The 12,665-nt window shown below is 67.3% G+C and carries 13 protein-coding genes; 5 read left to right on the plus strand and 8 right to left on the minus strand.

Annotated features, from left to right (window positions below):
* Positions 1-58 precede the first annotated feature (58 nt).
* Positions 59-751 carry a D-lyxose/D-mannose family sugar isomerase gene (locus BMX16_RS02015; protein WP_089898123.1) on the minus strand — a complete coding sequence of 231 codons (693 nt, stop codon included), beginning with the start codon at positions 749-751 and terminating at the stop codon, positions 59-61.
* A gap of 229 nt (positions 752-980) precedes the next feature.
* Here BMX16_RS02015 and BMX16_RS02020 point away from each other — a divergent pair, with 229 nt between their 5' ends.
* Positions 981-1,295 carry a nuclear transport factor 2 family protein gene (locus tag BMX16_RS02020; protein ID WP_089898125.1) on the plus strand — a complete coding sequence of 105 codons (315 nt, stop codon included), beginning with the start codon at positions 981-983 and terminating at the stop codon, positions 1,293-1,295.
* Between the two features lie 51 nt (positions 1,296-1,346).
* Here the strand turns inward: BMX16_RS02020 and BMX16_RS02025 are convergent, their stop codons facing one another.
* From BMX16_RS02025 to BMX16_RS02045, 5 genes are all read right to left on the minus strand, one after another.
* A complete protein-coding gene (locus tag BMX16_RS02025; RefSeq protein WP_089898128.1) occupies positions 1,347-2,123 on the minus strand; it encodes a gamma-glutamyl-gamma-aminobutyrate hydrolase family protein in 777 nt (258 codons plus the stop codon).
* Between the two features lie 162 nt (positions 2,124-2,285).
* Positions 2,286-2,711, minus strand: coding sequence for a GlcG/HbpS family heme-binding protein (locus tag BMX16_RS02030; protein ID WP_089898130.1), 426 nt, complete (start codon positions 2,709-2,711; stop codon positions 2,286-2,288).
* Entirely contained in the window at positions 2,708-4,855 is a 2,148-nt protein-coding gene (locus tag BMX16_RS02035; RefSeq protein ID WP_089898132.1) for a malate synthase G, read from the minus strand. The genes BMX16_RS02030 and BMX16_RS02035 overlap by 4 nt, the downstream gene beginning before the upstream one ends.
* 96 nt (positions 4,856-4,951) lie before the next feature.
* Positions 4,952-5,101, minus strand: coding sequence for a DUF2256 domain-containing protein (locus BMX16_RS02040; protein WP_425433992.1), 150 nt, complete (start codon positions 5,099-5,101; stop codon positions 4,952-4,954).
* 11 nt (positions 5,102-5,112) lie between these two features.
* Positions 5,113-5,373 (minus strand): hypothetical protein, encoded by a 261-nt coding sequence (locus tag BMX16_RS02045; protein WP_089898135.1) that lies wholly within the window; start codon positions 5,371-5,373, stop codon positions 5,113-5,115.
* A gap of 97 nt (positions 5,374-5,470) precedes the next feature.
* Between BMX16_RS02045 and pepN the strand changes: the two genes are divergently transcribed.
* Together pepN and BMX16_RS02055 are read left to right on the plus strand one after the other, a co-directional pair.
* Positions 5,471-8,023 carry an aminopeptidase N gene (gene pepN, locus BMX16_RS02050; RefSeq protein ID WP_089898137.1) on the plus strand — a complete coding sequence of 851 codons (2,553 nt, stop codon included), beginning with the start codon at positions 5,471-5,473 and terminating at the stop codon, positions 8,021-8,023.
* A gap of 75 nt (positions 8,024-8,098) precedes the next feature.
* Positions 8,099-8,971: a 1-acyl-sn-glycerol-3-phosphate acyltransferase gene (locus tag BMX16_RS02055; RefSeq protein ID WP_089898139.1), complete on the plus strand. Its 873-nt coding sequence runs from the start codon at positions 8,099-8,101 to the stop codon at positions 8,969-8,971.
* A 101-nt stretch (positions 8,972-9,072) separates the two neighbouring features.
* Here the strand turns inward: BMX16_RS02055 and BMX16_RS02060 are convergent, their stop codons facing one another.
* Positions 9,073-9,783, minus strand: a complete 711-nt coding sequence (locus BMX16_RS02060; RefSeq protein ID WP_245731214.1) for a transglycosylase SLT domain-containing protein — start codon at positions 9,781-9,783, stop codon at positions 9,073-9,075.
* Between the two features lie 335 nt (positions 9,784-10,118).
* On the opposite strand from BMX16_RS02060, the gene gatB reads away from it, so the two are divergent.
* Both gatB and BMX16_RS17510 read left to right on the plus strand, forming a co-directional pair.
* Positions 10,119-11,633, plus strand: coding sequence for an Asp-tRNA(Asn)/Glu-tRNA(Gln) amidotransferase subunit GatB (gene gatB / locus BMX16_RS02065; RefSeq protein WP_089898142.1), 1,515 nt, complete (start codon positions 10,119-10,121; stop codon positions 11,631-11,633).
* A gap of 116 nt (positions 11,634-11,749) precedes the next feature.
* Positions 11,750-12,307, plus strand: a complete 558-nt coding sequence (locus tag BMX16_RS17510; protein WP_177174542.1) for a DUF4177 domain-containing protein — start codon at positions 11,750-11,752, stop codon at positions 12,305-12,307.
* Positions 12,308-12,364: 57 nt separating this feature from the next.
* Here BMX16_RS17510 and BMX16_RS02075 read toward each other — a convergent pair whose 3' ends face one another.
* Complete coding sequence (locus BMX16_RS02075) at positions 12,365-12,619, minus strand: BolA family protein (RefSeq protein WP_089898144.1); 255 nt, start codon at positions 12,617-12,619, stop codon at positions 12,365-12,367.
* Positions 12,620-12,665 lie beyond the last annotated feature (46 nt).

Consider the following 12,665-nt stretch of genomic DNA (forward strand, 5'->3'; position numbering starts at 1 on the left):
GGCGCAAGGGCGGCCCGGCGTGCCTGCCAGCGCGCCGGGCCTGCGATCACATGGGCCTTCAGTCGGCCCCCAGCCAGGTGCGGTAATCGCTGACCAGCAGATGCGTGGGGGGCACGTCCTCCTCGATCCGGCTGAAGCGCCCGATGGGTTCGCGAAAGATGTTGTCGGTCTCGTCGTCGTTCACGGTGCTGACCTCTCCGATCAACACGTCGCCGCCGTCGCCCCAGAAGGCGTGCCAGTGACCCGGCATCAGCGTGACACTTTCGCCGGGGGCGAAGCGCAACTTTTCGCCGGGGGCGAAGTCGCGCCGCAGCCCGTCGCACATCACCATGCCGCCCGCCGTCGCATCGAACCGCCCCTGATCGTCCGAGCCGTAGAGTTCCACCACCAGCGTGGCCCCGCCCCGGTTGATGATGTCCTCGGCCTTCAGCGCGTGGGTATGCATCGGCGAGAGCTGATCCTGCTTGGAGATGAGCAGCTTTTCCGCATAGCACATGCCGCCGCCGCGCTGCAGATCGTCCAGCCGCCCGTTGCGCAGGGTGAACAGGAACAACCCCATCTCGTTATAGCGGCCCGCGCCGTAATCGGTGATGTCCCAGCCGTTGCGGGCGCGGATCACCTCGGCGGCCTCATGCTTGCGGGCCTTGAATTCGTCCGGCGTCCAATAGGCCCATGCGGGCAGGGCAAAGCCGTGGCTGCGGATCATGGCGTCCGCTTCGGCCATGATGTCGTTGATGCGGGATCGTTTCATGCAGTCCTCCTCGGGTTGGGCGCGAGAGTGCGGCGGGGTGGGACGGCGTGCAAGGGTCACTGCGCGGGGCACGTGCGGGTGGCGTCGTCGGCGGACAAGGTCGTTGCCGCCATCGTGCGCGGTTGCACATATGCGACGCAATGAAGCATATCGGTGCGATTCCTGCAGATCGGCACGGGGTGCCACGTATCAGCCCCACCGACACCTTCCAGTCAAAACGGACAGAGCCATGACCGACACCGTTCCCCTGCCCGTCGTACGATACTTCGCAGCCCGCACCCCTGTTGAAGTCGCCGACGCCTTCCCTCCCGATGGCATCGCCCATGACGAGGGCCGCACCCACCAAGGACACGATGCGATCCGCCAGTGGCGCGAAGGGGTGGCCAAGGTCAGCTACCGTCAGGACCTGTTGTCGGCACGGACCAGTGCGGACCGGACGACGGTGGCGACCCACCTGACCGGAGACTTTCCGGGAAGCCCTGTGGACCTGCGCCTGACGTTCGACGTCACCGGCGACCGGGTCGCGCAGTTGACGATCGGGTGACGCCGCAAACCGCCTAGGTGCAAAGCATCAGACGCGATGCGGCCCAGCCCGTCAGCCCACCTTGCGGGCGGGCATGCGGCGACCCTGCGCCCAAGCGCCCGCAGCCTCACCAAACGCCGCGAACAGCGGACGCGAGACGGGGTCGAGGCCCGCCTGAAACTCCGGGTGCCACTGCACGCCCAGCGCGAAACCGGGCGCGTCCGCGATATGGATCGCCTCCGGCGTGCCGTCAGGGGCGTGACCTTCGACGATGACGCGGGCGCCGGCGGTCTTGATCCCCTGCCCGTGCAGTGAATTGGTCAGGATGGTCTGCGACCCCATGATCCGGTGGAACACGCCGTCTTCCGTCAGGGTCACGATGTGGCGAATGGCGAACTTGTCCTCCAGCGATCCATCGGGGGGCATCCGGTGGTTGTCGCGCCCCGGCAGATCGCGGATTTCAGGGTGCAGCGTGCCGCCGAAGGCCACGTTCATCTCCTGAAAGCCCCGGCAGATGCCGAGCACCGGCAGACCGGCCTCGACGCAGGCGCGGATCAGCGGCAGCACCAGACGGTCGCGGTTGCGGTCGAAGGTACCATGCGCCTCGGTCTCGTCTTCGCCGTATTCCTCGGGGTGGACGTTGGGGCGGCCACCGGGCAGCACGATCCCGTCGCACAGGGTCAGCACGTCGGCGGCATCGATCATCGCGGTATCGGCGGGGATGATGATCGGCACGGCATCGCAAACGGTGCGCAGCGCTTCCATGTTCATGTCGCCGGACGCCTGCACGGGATAGGTGTCGTTGATCAGGTGGCTGTTGCCGATGATGCCGATGACGGGACGTGACACGACGTTCTCCTGTAGGGCGCTTGGCTGCCTGAAGTAACGGCTTGCAACGGGTTTGCAAAGGGATCAGGCCGCACAGACACCCCTGCGCAGGGGCACCTGTGCTGTCCGCCTGCGGATCAGGCGGTGTTGCGGCGCGGCGCGGATTTTCGCGCCGCGCGCGGGTCACGCCTCTCCGGTCAGGTCCACCGCCGCCAGACCTGCCAGCGCCGCCACCACGTCGTTGTCGGACGTGTCGCCGGTGACGCCCACGGCCCCGATCACCTCGCCGTCATGCTTCACCAGCACGCCGCCCGGCACCGGGACGACGTGACCGCCATAGACGCCGTTCATCGCGGCCATGAAATAGGGCTGCGCCTCGGCCCGCGCCATCTGGGCGCTGCCGGGCATTCCCAGCATGACCGCACCATATGCCTTGCCGTGCGCAATGCCGAACCGGCCCGGCGCGCTGCCGTCGGCGCGGGCAAAGGCCACGACATGCCCGCCCGCGTCCAGCACGATGACGGACAGCGGCTTGAACCCGCGCTCTACGCCCGTCGCCATGGCGGTGGTGATGATCGTCTGCGCCTGTGCGGCAGTGATGCGGGTCATTGTGCGGTTCCTGTCATGGTTTTCGCTGTCGCACGCCAGTCGTGCAGCAGTGGTTCGGTATAGCCGGACGGCTGCGTGCGTCCCTGCAGCACCAGATCGCAGGCCGCGCGGAACGCAGGCCCGTCGAAACCGGGTGCCATCGGGCGATACGCCGGATCGCCCGCGTTCTGTGCGTCCACGACGGCGGCCATCTTCTGCATCACCTGCATCATGCGCGCCTCGTCCATGACGCCGTGCAACAGCCAGTTCGCCAACGCCTGAGAGGAGATGCGGCACGTTGCGCGATCCTCCATCAGTTGCACATCGTGGATGTCGGGCACCTTGGAACAGCCGATGCCCTGATCCACCCAGCGCACGACATAGCCAAGGATGCCCTGCGCGTTGTTTTCCAGCTCTGCGGTGATCTGGTCGTCGGACCAGTTCGTGCCCTGCGCCAGCGGGATCGTCAGCAGATCGTCAAGCGTGCCGCGCGGCCCGCCCGCGCGGATCGCGTCCTGACGTTGCGTGACCGAAATGCGGTGGTAATGCGTGGCATGCAGCGTGGCCGCGGTCGGCGACGGCACCCAGGCGCAGGTGGCACCGGCCTGCGGGTGGTTCGATTTCTCGGCCAGCATCCGTTCCATCAGGTCGGGCATGGCCCACATGCCCTTGCCGATCTGCGCGCGGCCCTGCAACCCGCAGGCCAGACCGATGTCCACGTTGCGATCCTCGTAGGACTTGATCCAGGCCGCGTTCTTCATTTCGCCCTTGGGCACCATCGGGCCTGCGGCCATGCTGGTGTGGATCTCGTCCCCGGTGCGGTCGAGGAAGCCGGTGTTGATGAACGCGACCCGGTCGGCGGCAGCACGGATGCAGGCCTTCAGGTTCGCGGACGTCCGCCGCTCTTCGTCCATGATCCCCAGCTTGACCGTGTTGGCCGGCAGACCCAATACACGCTCCACCGCGTCGAAGATCTCGACCGCGAAGGCGACCTCATCTGGCCCGTGCATCTTGGGCTTCACCACATAGACCGATCCCGCGACGGAATTGCGGATCCCGTCGGTTTTCTGCAGGTCGTGCATGGCGATCAGCACCGTGCACATGGCATCGAGCAGCCCCTCGCCCACTTCGCGCCCTTCCGCGTCCAGCACGGCGGGGGTGGTCATGAGGTGGCCCACATTGCGGATCAGCATGAGGGACCGGCCCTTGACCGTCATCTCCTGCCCGTCGGGGCGCGTAAAACCGCGGTCGCCGTGCAGGGCACGGGTGATGGTTTGGTCGCCCTTGGTGACCTGTTCGGTCAGGTCGCCGCGCATCAGGCCCAGCCAGTTGCCATAGGCCAACACCTTGTCCTCCGCATCGACGGCGGCGACGGAATCCTCGCAGTCCATGATGGTGGACAGGGCGGATTCCAGGCGGATGTCGCTGATCCCGGCGCGGTCCTGCGCGCCGATCTTGGACGTGGGATCGACTTCGAGCTCGATCAGCAGGCCGTTGACGCGCAAAAGCACCGTCAGCGTCGCACCGGACCCCGCATGGCCCGCGAACTGGCCCTGATCGCGCAAGGCGGGCGACAGCATGCCGTCCACGACCTCCAACCGGTCCACATCCGCCCAGCTGCCATGGGCCAGCGGCGCCACGGCATCCAGATGCGCGCGTCCCCACGCGATGGCACGCGCGCCGCGCGCGGCGTCGTAGCCGTTGCCCTGCGGCACGTCGCCCAGCGCATCGGTGCCATACAGTGCATCATAAAGGCTTCCCCAGCGGGCGTTCGCGGCATTCAGTGCAAAGCGGGCGTTCATGATCGGCACGACCAGCTGGGATCCAGCAATCTGCGCGATCTCTGGGTCGGTGCCGGTGGTGTGGATCGTGAAATCGTCACCCTCGGGGACCAGATAGCCGATCTCATTCAAAAAGGCGCGATAGGCCGCCGCTTCGAACGGTTTGCCCCGATGCAACGTATGCCAATCGTCGATCTGGCGTTGGAGCTCTTCTCTGTACGCAAGAAGATCGCGGTTTCGCGGACCCAGCATGTTGACCATGTCTGCGAAACCGGCCCAGAACGCGTCCGGCGCAATCCCGGTGCCCGGCAGGGCCTGATCGTCGATGAAATCGGCCAGAACCCGGGATACCTGCAATCCGGCCTTGTCGGTGCGATCGGTCATGTCGTGCTCTCCTGCAAATGTCGCCACATGGCTACGGGGCGGCGCGCCGGGTGTCCAGACATGGCCCCCGCAACGGGCCACGACAAGCTACCCCGCCTAGCGGGTCTTTGCCCCGCCGCGCGCCATGCGACATTTGTCAGAGCAGTAGCGCACTTCGTCCCAGACCTTGGCCCAGGCCTTGCGCCATGTGAAAGGGCGACCGCAGGTCGCGCAGACCTTGGTCGGCAGGTCGCCCTTTTTGACCATCTTGGGCAAGATCAGTTGCCGGTTGCAGCCGGTGCTGCGGTGGCAGGTGCATCCGTCGCGGGCACGGCCTCGCCGGTCTCCGCCTCGACCGATTGGCCGGTGCGCGCGTCAGTCTGCGTGTCGGCCCCTTCGATCCCGTCGCTGCTGGAGCTGGTCCACAGCATGAAGCCGCCCAGCAACAGCAGCGCGAAGACCACGACCAGCGCCATGCCCCGCAACGGTCCGCGATGCTGCTTTTCCTGTTTGTCCAGATTTGTCTGGGGTGCCGACATGTGTCTCTCCTTGCAGTGATCCGGGCAGTCCTTGCACGGCCTTGTTCGACTACATAACGTCATGGCACCCAAAGTTGTTTCGCAAAAGGTCGTCCCCATGCAAGATGTCGCAGCATCCACCATCCATCTGGCCGATTACACCGTGCCCGGCTGGCTTGTGGACGGCGTGCATCTGACGGTCAGGCTGGCCCCGCACGCGACCCGCGTGCTGTCGCGCATCGCATTCCGCCCCAACCCGGACAGCCCGCCGGTTCCGTTCACCCTGCACGGCGAGGATCTGCGCCTGATCCACGCGGCCATCGACGGACAGCCCGTGACGCCCGTCGTCACACCCACCGGTCTGACCTGCGACACGCCCCGCAGCGCCTTTGTCTGGGAGGCGGAGGTCGAGATCGCCCCCGCCGCCAACACGGCGCTGGAAGGGCTTTACATGTCGAACGGCATCTACTGCACCCAATGCGAGGCGGAAGGGTTTCGCAAGATCACCTACTATCCCGACCGCCCCGACGTGATGGCGGTGTTCACCGTCCGCATCGAAGGGGACACCCCGGTGCTGCTGTCGAACGGCGATCCGGTGGCACAGGGGCCCGGCTGGGCGGAATGGCACGATCCTTGGCCGAAACCCGCGTATCTGTTCGCGCTGGTGGCTGGCGATCTGGTGGCGCACAGCGACAGCTTCACCACTCTGGACGGGCGCTGCGTCGCGCTGAACCTGTGGGTGCGCGCGGCTGATCTCGACAAATGCGAATTTGGTATGGGCGCCCTCAAACGCGCGATGGCATGGGACGAACGGGTCTATGGTCTGGCCTATGATCTGTCGGTGTTCAACATCGTGGCCGTCGACGACTTCAACATGGGCGCGATGGAAAACAAGGGGCTGAACATCTTCAACGCCAGCGCCGTGCTGGCCAGCCCCGAGACGTCCACCGACGCGGATTTCCGCCGGATCGAGGCGATCATCGCCCACGAATATTTCCACAACTGGACCGGCAACCGGATCACCTGCCGCGACTGGTTCCAGCTGTGCCTGAAGGAAGGGCTGACCGTGTTCCGCGACCAGCAGTTCACCGGCGACCTGCACGGCCACGCGGTGAAGCGGATCGAGGATGCGCTGGTCATGCGCAACCGCCAGTTCCAGGAGGATGCGGGACCGCTGGCGCACCCGGTGCGCCCCGACCGCTTTGTCGAGATCAACAATTTCTACACCGTCACCGTCTATGAAAAGGGGGCGGAGCTGGTGGGCATGCTGAAACGGCTGGTGGGCGACGACGGCTGGCGGGCGGGCATGGACCTGTATGTCGCGCGCCACGACGGGCATGCCGCCACGATCGAAGACTGGCTGGCGGCGTTTCAGGACGCGACGGGCCGCGACCTGACCCAGTTCATGCGCTGGTACGAACAGGCGGGCACGCCGCGCCTGACCGTCACCGACGACTATGCGGACGGCATCTACCGCCTGCACATCGCGCAGACGACACGGGCGACGCCGGACCAGCCGGACAAGCCGCCGCTGCACATTCCCGTGGCCATCGGCCTGCTGGACGACACCGGGGCCGAGGTCGTGCCGACCACCCTGCTGGAGGTGACGGAGGCGCAGCAGACATTCACCTTCGACGGGCTGTCCGCCCGGCCGGTGCCGTCGATCCTGCGCGACTTCTCCGCCCCCGTGATCGTGAACCGCACGGTGGACGCGGCGGAACGGGCATTCCTGCTGGCGCACGACACCGATCCGTTCAACCGCTGGGACGCAGGCCGCAATCTGGCACGGGACATGGCGCTGCGCCTGATCCGCACCGGCGGCGGCGCACCCGATCCCGGCTATCTGGCGGGGCTGCGGGCGACGCTGACGGACGACACGCTGGACCCGGCGTTCCGCGCCCTCGTCCTGACCCTGCCCGCCGACAACGACCTGACCATCGCACTGGCGCTGGACGGCACGGTGCCGGACCCGGATCTGATCCACAGGGTCCGCGAGGACATCCGCGGCGCCATCGCCTGCGACCTCACCGACATCCTGCCGGACCTGTATGCGGCACAGCAGGTCACCGCACCCTACGCCCCCGATGCGTCACAGGCCGGGCGGCGGCGTCTGGGCAATGCGGTTCTGATGCTGCTGTCCCTGACCGACGACGGTGCAGCGGCACAGGCGCAGTTCGACGCGGCCACCAACATGACCCAGTCGCTGGCGGCGCTGGGGGCATTGCTGTCGGTGGGGCGCGGTGCGGCGGCGGCACAGGCGTTCCACGACCGCTGGCAGCACGACCGGCTGGTGATGAACAAGTGGTTGGCCATTCAGATCGCAATGGCCCCGCCGGAACAGGCGGTCGCGATTACCGACGCGTTGACGCGGCATCCGGCCTTCGACTGGGGCAATCCCAACCGGTTTCGCAGCGTGCTCGGCACGCTCGCGGCGCATCCGGCAGGGTTTCACCGGGCCGATGGCAGCGGTTATGCCCTGCTGGCGGACTGGCTGATCCGCCTCGACCCGGTGAACCCGCAGACGACGGCGCGGATGGTCAGCGCGTTTGACGGGCTGGGGCGGTTCGATGCGGGACGGCAGGTGGCGATGCGCACGGCCCTCGCCCGCATTCGCCAGGCCCCGGCCCTGTCGCGCGACACGACCGAGATGGTGAACCGCCTGCTGCGATAGCGGCGCGCTTGGACTCTGCGGCATTTCGGCATAGATGTCATGGAACAGTTACCGGTGACGAGGCATGAGGGTTTCATGAAAGACCGCATTGATCCGCTGATCGTCGAGCGTGCGCCTTGGATGTACCGGTCGTGGCCGGGCGTCGGATTGATCCGTGGTCTGATGCATCTGGCACTGGCCTATGACCGCACGGTCGCCATCGCCACCGACATGCGCGATGCGCCGTCCGCGCAGATCATGGCGACCATGGGCGACATGCTGGCCAAGCACGTCGAGGTACAGGGCCTGTCGAACCTGCCGCTGCACGGCCCGGCGCTGATCGTCGCGAATCACCCGACCGGCATTGCGGACGGCATCATCCTGCACCACACCATCGCGCGGATCAGGCCGGACCTGTATTTCTTCGCCAACTCCGACATCCTGCGCGTCATGCCGCAGATGGGCGACATGATCTGCCCGGTCGAATGGCGACTGGACAAGCGCACCCGCGAAAAGACCCGCAACACGATGGAATACGTCCGCGCGGCGACAGAGGCCGGGCGCTTGGGCGTGATCTTTCCGTCGGGCCGTCTGGCCAAGCGGGTCGGGTTCAAGCTGCACGAGCGGCCGTGGATGGCCTCTGCCGCCATGCTGGCGCGCAAGTTTGACCTGCCGGTCATTCCGGTGAACCTGCAGGCGCGCAATTCGGCGCTGTTCTATCTCTTCGACAAGATCCACCCGACCCTGCGCGACGTGACCCTGTTCCACGAGACGCTGAACAAGGACCGCCAGCCCTACCGGATCACCGTGGGTGAACCGATCCAAGCGTCTGCGCTGCCCAAGGGGTCGGAAGACGGGATCGAGATGCTGAAGAAGGCGACGCTGGCGCTGGGTGGCGTCGATGCGCCCGCCGTCAGCCTGATCCGCATGACGCGCCCGCTGTTCCGCGCCCCGGTGCCCCGCAGCTAAGCGGCACGCCGGTTTTCGCATGGGCCCGCGCGCCCTCTCTCACCTGAAAGATCGTTGAACGCCTCTCGCCCGCCGGTCTGACACCCCGAAGTGCCGCGTCGTCAGTCCGAGGACGCCACGGCCAAGGCTGCCGGACGGCCCACCGCACGAGCGTGGCCCGCGATCCCCGCCCCCGCCACCATGCGCAGGTCCGGCGCCGCTGCGCCCGGCCGCAAGGCAGGGCGGGCCGTGGGCCGCAACGTGACGCGGGTCACGCCCGGCCGCTTGACCGGTGCCGTGCAATAGGCCTGCTCGCTGGTCCACGCGGCCATCGCCGCCGCCTTGTCGGCGCGGCTCATCGGGCCCCAGTCGGCGGCGACGCCACCACCCGCAGCCACCACGCCATCGCGTTTGACCGTGCTTGCCATGATGCGCGCGGCGCAGGACAGGTTGGCGACCGGGTCCTTCAGGGCGTCGCCCGTGGTCGCGTCGCAGCCATGACCCGCCGCCGTGGCGGGCATGATCTGCAGCAGGCCATACCACGACCCGCCACCGCCCACCGCAGCCGGGTTCTGGCCGCTTTCGTGTTGCGACAACGCAGACATCATGCCGACCCAGAACGCCTGCCGCTGAGCCGGACCATTGTCCGCATAGGCGGGGCACCATGTGCCGATATCCGCCGGCACCACCGAATCGAGTCCGCGTTCCGCCACCGCCGCCATCGTGGCCCGCGTCCACGTCCGCGCCGCCGCGCCGTCGCCCCAGCGGGTCGCCGGCACGTAGTCGGGACGGATGCGCGGGCGCACCGACGGCGCACCGGCGATCACATGCACCGGATACCGGATTATGTGGACGGGGCGCGCGACAGGGCGATATGTGGGGGGAGGTGCAGGGGCCAAGGGCGGCACCGTGGCACTGGCCGGTGTGAGGGAGGCGGGACCCGAGTCCCGATCGACAGGCGTCTGGGCCGCAACGAGTGTTGCGCCGAACGCCGCGATCACTCCCCCCAGAATGATGATCCGCAACAGCATGGGGCGTAAACTGCCCTGCGGACGGGCTTGCAGGCAAGGGCCGCGTCCCTGCACAGGCGGAAGGGCGCCGGTTCGCCGCCCTTGTTCCACCACCGACCCTGCCCTAGAAGGACGGCTGACAGTTGATGAGGATTGCCATGCTCGACCTGAACCACCCCACCCCCGCGCCACGCGTCATCAGCGGGGCAAAGCACGACTGGGAACTGGTCATCGGGCTGGAAGTGCACGCACAGGTCGCCACACGGGCCAAGCTCTTCTCGGGCGCGTCCACATTGTTCGGTGCGGAACCCAACAGCAACGTGGCCTTCGTGGACGCGGGCATGCCCGGCATGCTGCCCGTCATCAACGAGGCCTGCGTGGCGCAGGCCGTCCGCACCGGCTTAGGGCTGAAAGCGGCGATCAACCTGACCTCGGCTTTCGATCGCAAGAACTACTTCTATCCCGACCTGCCGCAGGGCTATCAGATCAGCCAACTGTATCACCCCATCGTGGGCGAGGGCGAGGTGCTGGTCGAATTTGGCGACGGCACCGCGCGCACCGTGCGGATCGAACGCATCCATCTGGAACAGGACGCCGGCAAGTCGATCCACGACATGGACCCGGCGATGAGCTTTGTCGATCTGAACCGCACTGGTGTGGCGCTGATGGAAATCGTCAGCCGCCCCGACATCCGCGGACCAGAGGAAGCGGCGGCCTATGTCGGCAAACTGCGCCAGATCATGCGCTACCTCGGGACCTGCGACGGCAACATGCAGAACGGCAACCTGCGTGCCGACGTGAACGTCAGCGTATGCCGTCCGGGCGATTACGAACGCTATCAGGCCAGCCAGGATTTCAGCCACCTCGGCACCCGGTGCGAGATCAAGAACATGAACTCCATGCGGTTCATCCAGATGGCGATCGAGGTCGAGGCCCGTCGCCAGATCGCGATCATCGAGGATGGCGGCGCGGTCGTGCAGGAAACGCGCCTGTATGACCCGGACAAGAACGAGACCCGCTCCATGCGGTCCAAGGAGGAAGCACACGATTACCGCTACTTCCCTGACCCCGACCTTCTGCCGCTGGTGATCGAACAGACGTGGGTGGACGACATCGCCGCACGTCTGCCGGAACTGCCGGACGCCAAGAAGGCGCGCTTCATCGCCGATTTCGGCCTGTCGGACTATGACGCGAGCGTGCTGACGGCGGACGTGGCGAATGCGGCCTATTTCGAGGATGTGGCCAAGGGCGGCGGCGACGGCAAGCTCGCGGCGAACTGGGTCATCAACGAACTGTTCGGCAGGCTCAAGAAAGACGACAAGGACATCGGCGACAGCCCGATCCCGGCCGCGCGCCTCGCGCAGATCGTGGCCCTCATCAAGGCGGACACGATCAGCGGGAAGATCGCCAAGGACGTGTTCGACATCGCCTATACCACGGGGCGCGAGCCGGACGAGATCGTGGCGACCGACGGGCTGACGCAGGTCACGGACACCGGGGCCATCGCGGCGGCGGTGGACGAGATCATCGCAGCCAACCCAGCACAGGTCGAAAAGGCGAGGGGAAACCCCAAGCTGGCAGGCTGGTTCGTCGGTCAGGTGATGAAGGCCACGGGCGGCAAGGCCGCCCCCGCCGCCGTCAATGCGCTGGTCATGGAAAAGCTCGGCCTCTGACCACGCAGCTGCGGGATCGGGGCTTTGCCGCCGATCCCGCCCCTTGCCGCAGCGCCACCCTTGGCCCGCGGCGATGCGGCTGCTATCGCCGCCTTCCATCAGATCCCGAGGATGCCATGACACAGATCGAATACCGGGTCGTTCCGGCCCCCCGTCGGAGCGAACGCGTCAAGGGCCTCAAGACGCCGGAGGACCGCTATGCCCGCGCCCTGTCCGCCGTGCTGAACGCGCAGGCCGCCGACGGCTGGGAATACCTGCGCACCGACACCCTGCCGTCAGAGGAACGCGAAGGCCTGATGGCCGGGCGCACCACGGTCTATCACAACATGCTGGTGTTCCGCCGTGTGACGGCCCCGGTGGCGACAGCCCCCCTGCCCCTGATCGAGGATCGCCGCGCAGCGCCCGTGCCACAGGCCCCCGCCCCCGCACCAACCCCCGCCCCAGCACCGACCCCCGCCCCCGCGCCGCCGGCTGCGCCGCCCGTCCCTGCGTGGCAGCCGCCGTCGCCCACAGGGTCGGCCTATCCCATCACGACGCCTGCCATCGGGGGTGCGACCCGTGGCATCGCCCCCGCCACTGTCACGGCCCCGGCGACACCGGCCGGGCCGACGCTTGGCGATACATCGGCGGGTGACGGCGCGGTCGGGGATGCGCCGCCGGTAGACCGGGCCTGACCGATCGGCGGTCAGGCGGTTGGGGGCAGACGCGCCACGACGACGCAGCCCCCCGGTTCAGCGGAACTCGATCGCCAGCGCGTGCAGGCGACCGATGATGCCACGGCCCAGCGCGTCATGCACGGCGCGGTGTTTCGCCAGCCGCGACTGGCCGTCCAGCGACGGGGCACCGATCACCACGCGCCAGTGGCTCTCGCCGGACCCGTCGTCGCCCATGTGGCCCGCGTGCTGCGCGCTCTCGTTGTGGACCTCCAGATGCTCCGGCTGCAACCCGCGCGTCAAAGCGTCTCGAATGTCTGCGTCAAGGGCCATTATTTCTCTCCTGCCTCTTCAATCTGCCAGCCACAGGTCTAATGTG

The sequence above is a fragment of the Loktanella fryxellensis genome, assembly GCF_900110065.1.
Classification (GTDB): domain Bacteria; phylum Pseudomonadota; class Alphaproteobacteria; order Rhodobacterales; family Rhodobacteraceae; genus Loktanella; species Loktanella fryxellensis.